Annotated in this window: 6 protein-coding genes; all 6 read right to left on the bottom strand. The window is 39.7% G+C overall.

What is annotated here, in order from left to right; all coding sequences use genetic code 11:
• Positions 1–168: 168 nt before the first annotated feature.
• The 6 genes from mltG to fabD all read right to left on the bottom strand — a co-directional run bounded on the left by mltG (position 169) and on the right by fabD (position 5,787).
• Complete coding sequence (gene mltG, locus HRT50_RS17265; RefSeq protein WP_291616797.1) at positions 169–1,179, bottom strand: endolytic transglycosylase MltG; 1,011 nt, start codon at positions 1,177–1,179, stop codon at positions 169–171.
• A 50-nt stretch (positions 1,180–1,229) separates the two neighbouring features.
• The gene (gene pabC, locus HRT50_RS17260; protein WP_291616795.1) at positions 1,230–2,036 is read right to left on the bottom strand and encodes an aminodeoxychorismate lyase; all 807 of its coding nucleotides are present in this window, start codon (positions 2,034–2,036) and stop codon (positions 1,230–1,232) included.
• Positions 2,037–2,160: 124 nt separating this feature from the next.
• Entirely contained in the window at positions 2,161–3,399 is a 1,239-nt protein-coding gene (gene fabF, locus HRT50_RS17255) for a beta-ketoacyl-ACP synthase II (protein ID WP_291616793.1), read from the bottom strand.
• 168 nt (positions 3,400–3,567) lie between these two features.
• Complete coding sequence (acpP, locus tag HRT50_RS17250; RefSeq protein ID WP_011043112.1) at positions 3,568–3,801, bottom strand: acyl carrier protein; 234 nt, start codon at positions 3,799–3,801, stop codon at positions 3,568–3,570.
• A 160-nt stretch (positions 3,802–3,961) separates the two neighbouring features.
• On the bottom strand, positions 3,962–4,708 hold the full coding sequence (gene fabG, locus HRT50_RS17245) for a 3-oxoacyl-ACP reductase FabG (protein WP_291616785.1): 747 nt from the start codon (positions 4,706–4,708) through the stop codon (positions 3,962–3,964).
• 140 nt (positions 4,709–4,848) lie between these two features.
• Positions 4,849–5,787, bottom strand: coding sequence for an ACP S-malonyltransferase (gene fabD / locus HRT50_RS17240; protein ID WP_291616783.1), 939 nt, complete (start codon positions 5,785–5,787; stop codon positions 4,849–4,851).
• Positions 5,788–5,933: the final 146 nt, after the last annotated feature.

Here is a 5,933-nt window from a genome sequence, read left to right as displayed (position 1 = left end):
CAATCACCGCGATTGCTGAGGATTTACCTGCGCCTTCCATGCCTTCAATGACAATAAATTTTCCTGTAGACATATTTTCGCTTTTACCTTGGGTCAGTTATTTTTTAATTTAATCAATTGTGTATTTTAAACACGTGAGTAATATCTACTCAGCTCTTACTGCTACTTTTACCGATTTGCTCTTTTTTGTTTGCTCAAGTAATCCCTAACCGCACGATTATGTTCAGCCAGTGTTTTACTAAAAACATGTTTACCGTTACCACCACTTACAAAGTAAAAATAATCACTCGTTGCTGGGTGCAAGGTTGCTTTAAGTGCTGATAAACCAGGCATTGCAATAGGTGTTGGTGGTAAGCCATTAATTCTATAAGTATTATATGCTGTTTTTTCACGTAAATGTGCCCGGGTGATATCCCCTTGATAACGTTCACCTAGGCCATAAATAACCGTTGGGTCGGTTTGCAAACGCATTCTTTTACGTAAACGATTGACAAAAACTGCTGAGATCACAGGCTGCTCGGCAATATAACTGGTTTCCTTTTCTATTATTGAAGCCATGATTAACGCTTGATAAGGCGTTTTATAAGGTAAATTTTTAGCCCTAGCTTCCCATGCAGTATTAAGCTGCGATTGCATATTGGCATAAGCACGTTTTAATAAGGTTAAATCTAAAGTATCTGCGGTGAAGGCATAAGTATCTGGAAATAGCCAACCTTCTGGATTTGCTGAATCAATACCAAGTTTTGCTGCTATTTCACTAACGGGTTTACCGTTAACACTTTGTTTAATTTGTGGATGTTCTGCCAAAATAACTAAAGCATCTTTAAAGCGAGTGCCTTCAATAAAAGTAACTGAAAACTGATGCTCTTTACCCTCAACAAGCTGGACTAATAATTGTGCTAAAGTAGAATCTTTTTTTATCAGATAGGTACCCGCTTTAATATTGGCTTTTTGTGGAAATAATCGACCATAGTTTCTTAGCCAAAAACGTGTAGTTACCCACTGTTTTTGCTCTAATTGCTTAGCAAAAGAACTAATAGAACTGCCTGAGGACACAGTTAAAAAGTTATCTTGAGCAATGGCTAGCGGCGTAGTCAAAGCTTTATCAAATTGGTAGGCTAAAGTCGCCGCGGCGCTCAGCAAGGCTAACAAAATAAGTAGAATTAGTTTTTTGAGCACACCCTGTCCTTTTTAAAAATAAATATGATAGATAAGTAGATAAAGGTCGTTTAGATAAACCCTGTCATTTGCTTTTGCAGTCGCTGCACATCATCCATTGCAAGTATGCGATTATTGTACGTTTTTACCGGGATAATGCCCATCAAAGAATTACAGATAAACATCCCTTGTGCTTGTTTAAGCTCGCTTAACTTAATTTGGCTAACGTTAATATGCTGATATTTGGCTAAAATAGCCTGCCTAATAATACCATTAACGCCAGAGGATGATAAATCTGGTGTGCATAATTGCCCATCTAGCCAGTAAAATAAATTAGCGCTGATTGCTTCTATGACATTACCTTGGCAATTAGTAACGATTAGGTCATCTTCAATACGATCATCAAGCTCAGCTTTTAATAACACTTGCTCGAGTCTATTTAGATGTTTTAACCCCGCAAGCATAGGGCTAGACGATAGCTGTTGTTTACTATCCCCTAAGTTAATTCCTTGCTGGGCAAGTGCGCTATAATGACTTGGGAAATCTGACACCATAATAATAACGTTGGTGGCGCTTTCGCTTAGCCCTATTCTCGAGTAACCTCTGCCGCCACTACCTGCAGTAATCATCACTTTTAAGACTGCAAGCGGATAAGCTTTAGCAACCGATTGCAATTGTTCCGTTAAGTTTGCCATTACTGGCGCTGTTAACTTTAATTGCTGGCAACCTAGCGTTAATCTTTCGATATGTTTATCGAGTAATACTATTTGGCCATCAACAATTTTTGCTGTGGTGAATAGTCCATCACCATATGCTAAACCGCGATCAGTAACTTCGATATCTGTTTGCTGTTGACCATTTACCGAGCAATATTGCATTGATTGTCACTACATTAATGATTGATATGAAATAAAAAAGCCTGAAGACTTCCTCAAAGTGAGGCGAGTATTCAGGCTTACTCATTATTTTTCAAGTAATTTGTATTAGTTATTAGGCACTAAGCTAAATTTTCTTAAAGATAAGGGAGCCGTTCGTGCCACCAAAACCAAATGAGTTACAAAGTACGTATTCAAGTTCAACATCACGCGCTGCACCGGCAATATAATCTAAATCACAACCCACATCGGGGTTATCTAGATTGATCGTTGGCGGCACTTGGTTATGCATCAGAGCCTGAATACTAAAAATAGCTTCAACAGAGCCAGCTGCACCTAATAAGTGTCCAGTCATTGACTTAGTAGACCCCATCATAACCTTGTGTGCACTGTTACCAAATACGGTTTTAACCGCATTAGTTTCGGCAATGTCACCCGCGTGTGTCGAAGTACCATGAGCATTGATATAGCCAATTTTACTGATATCAATTTTTGCGTCATTGATGGCATTTTGCATAGCACGCGCTGCACCATCACCATTTACAGGTGGTGATGTCATGTGGTAGGCATCACCACTCATGCCAAAACCAACCAGCTCTGCATAAATCTTAGCGCCACGTGCTTTAGCATGTTCATATTCTTCAACAACGATAACACCAGCACCATCACCAAGGACAAAGCCATCACGGTCTTTATCCCAAGGACGCGATGCGGCCTCTGGGTCGTCATTTCGACGAGATAAAGCCCGTGCTGCACCAAAGCCGCCCATACCTAGGGTAGTCGATGCTTTTTCAGCACCACCAGCAACCATAGCATCGGCATCACCATAAGCAATCATACGCGCAGCATGGCCGATATTGTGCACACCACTAGTACAGGCTGTGGTAATAGCAATATTTGGACCTTGCAGACCAAACATAATAGAGATGTGCCCGGCAATCATATTAATAATGGTTGAGGGGACAAAAAATGGCGATAACTTACGCGGATTACCTTCGGCTTTTAACAGCTTATTGTGGTTTTGTTCAATTAATCCTAAACCGCCAATACCTGAGCCAACAGCAACACCAATACGAGGAGCATTTTGCTCGGTTATTTCAAGGCCTGAATCTTTAAAAGCTTGCACACCAGCAGCAACACCGTATTGAATGAAAAGATCCATTTTCTTGGCTTCTTTTCGTTCCATATAGTTTTGCGCATCAAAACCTTTTATTAAACCAGCAAACTTAGTTGGATAATCTGTGGTATCAAAATGGTCAATATTAGCTATACCACTTTTTCCAAGTAACAGGTTTTGCCAGGTTTCTTCTGCGGTGTTGGCTAAAGGGCTAAGCATGCCCATACCAGTAACTACTACACGTCTCATAACAGAGCGGCCTCCGAAAAATTTATTGTATTACCTAAATTAAGGCTTAATTTAGCCCATAAGTTAAGTATTATCGTCATATTAAAGATAAAAAAAAAGCGGTTACTTACAATTAAGTATACCGCTTTTAATATTTTATAAGCCCGATCAAATCGAACTTATTAACAATTACTGGTTTGCAGTAACGTAATCGATTGCAGCTTGCACTGTAGTGATCTTTTCAGCTTCTTCGTCAGGAATTTCAGTATCAAATTCTTCTTCTAACGCCATAACTAATTCTACAGTGTCTAATGAGTCAGCACCTAAGTCATCAACAAATGATGAATCAATTTTTACTTCTGCTTCACTAACACCTAGTTGTTCAACTGTGATTTTTTTTACGCGTTCTTCGATATTACTCATCTTCTTTCCTTTACTAAAAAGTGTATTCTTTCAAATTGTGTGTAGTGTATTCGTCAACAGCTCACCATGCAAGCTTCTAATTCACTTTTTTATCTGGTCTAACCTGTTGAACTATTGAAAAATATTATTAAAAAACAATGTAAGGCTTAACAAATAAGGCTTACACCATATACATACCACCATTGACGTGAATAGTTTCACCCGTCACATAAGCAGCAGCATCAGAAGCTAAGAAAGCTACCGTACTGGCAATCTCTTCTGGCTTACCTAAACGTTTTGCAGGTACTTGAGAGAAAATACCCTCTTTTTGCTCGTCAGTCAGTGTTTTTGTCATATCAGTATCAATAAAGCCTGGTGCAACTGTATTAACAGTAATACCACGAGAAGCGACTTCACGTGCCAAGGCTTTAGTAAAGCCTAATAAGCCCGCTTTAGCTGCAGCATAGTTTACTTGACCGGCATTACCCATAGTTCCCACAACAGAGCCTATATTGATGATACGGCCAGTGCGTTTCTTCATCATAGGACGAATAGCCGCTTTACTTACTTTAAATACCGACGTTAAGTTAGTATCAATGATATCTTGCCACTCGTCATTTTTCATACGCATAAACAAGTTATCACGGGTAATACCGGCATTATTGACCAAAATATCAATAGAACCATGTGCTTCTTTAATAGCAGCGAACATTTCGCTGATCGAATCATCACTGGTCACGTTAAGCACTAAGCCCATACCACTGCCATTATTTTCCGTTAAGTATTCGGCAATGTTCTTTGCGCCATTTTCTGATGTCGCTGTACCAATTACCGTTGCACCAAGTGCTTGTAATTGTGTTGCTATCGCTTTACCAATACCGCGGCTCGCGCCAGTTACTAAAGCGACTTTACCTTCTAATGAAAACATATTTCTACCTACTATTTTTATTTTATCACGCTAACTTGCAGAACAAGTTAACGCGTTATGTACATTAATAATATTTTGCTAGTTTCTGTCAGCTATTTAACAATAACTTAGCAATGATTTAAAATTATCGATTGTTTTACTTAACTATTAATAAGATCTTTTGCTTGTTGCAAAGTATCATTAGTGTTGAAGCTCACACTTTTTAGTGATTTGTTAATCCGCTTATTTAAGCCTTGCAAGACCTTACCTGGACCCACTTCAACAACTTTTTCGATACCTTCACTGGCAAGCTGGCTGATAGTTTCGCTCCAACGAACCGGTGAATATAGTTGCTTAACCAAGGCGGCTTTAATTGCTGCGCTTGCTGTTTCTTTAGCAACATCAACATTATTGACCACATTGATGGCTGGCACGTTAAAGGTCACTTTATCGAGTTCAACGGCCAACTTAGTGGCAGCATCAGCCATTAAAGCACAGTGCGATGGCACGCTTACTGGTAGCGGTAAAACGCGTTTGGCGCCTGCTTCTTTACAAAGTACTCCAGCGCGTTTTACGGCTTCTTTATGACCGGCGATAACCACTTGGCCTGGAGAATTAAAATTCACCGCAGAAACCACTTGTGTTTCTTTTGCCGCGGCACAGGCTTTAATAGTCTCATCGTCGCTTAAGCCAATAACCGCAGCCATAGCGCCAACACCTGCAGGTACACAGGCTTGCATAAATTCACCACGTTTTTCAACCAGTACTACCGCTTCACTTAAGGAAAAAACACCGGCACAAACTAAGGCAGAATATTCACCTAAACTGTGACCTGCCATAACATCGGGAGTCACATCAGACTCGGCTTGCCAAACGCGCCACAAGGCAACACTAGCAGTTAACAATGCTGGTTGGGTAAAATTGGTCTGGTTGAGTTTTTCTGCTGGACCTTGAGCAACTAATTGCCACAAGTCATAACCCAAAGCTTTAGAAGCTTCGGTAAAGGTTGCTTGTACAATACTATTTTCTGCAAAGTCACTGAGCATGGCAACAGTTTGAGAGCCCTGCCCTGGAAATACGAATGCTACTTTATTGTGCATATTGATACTCTATTTAAGTTCTATTTAGTAAATACGATTATTGATTATTTTATTGAAGTTAATGCTGTCGATTTTGTTACTTATCGCGATACTGAATCAGGTTTGAATAATTATCGAGCAGAAAAACCGTGTTCTAAAGAGTTTTT

Origin of the sequence: Colwellia sp. (assembly GCF_013215345.1) — a bacterium.
In the GTDB taxonomy this organism is placed as follows: Bacteria; Pseudomonadota; Gammaproteobacteria; order Enterobacterales; family Alteromonadaceae; genus Colwellia.
Note: the sequence above shows the minus strand (reverse complement) of the source record. Positions and strands in the feature narration are given on the sequence as shown.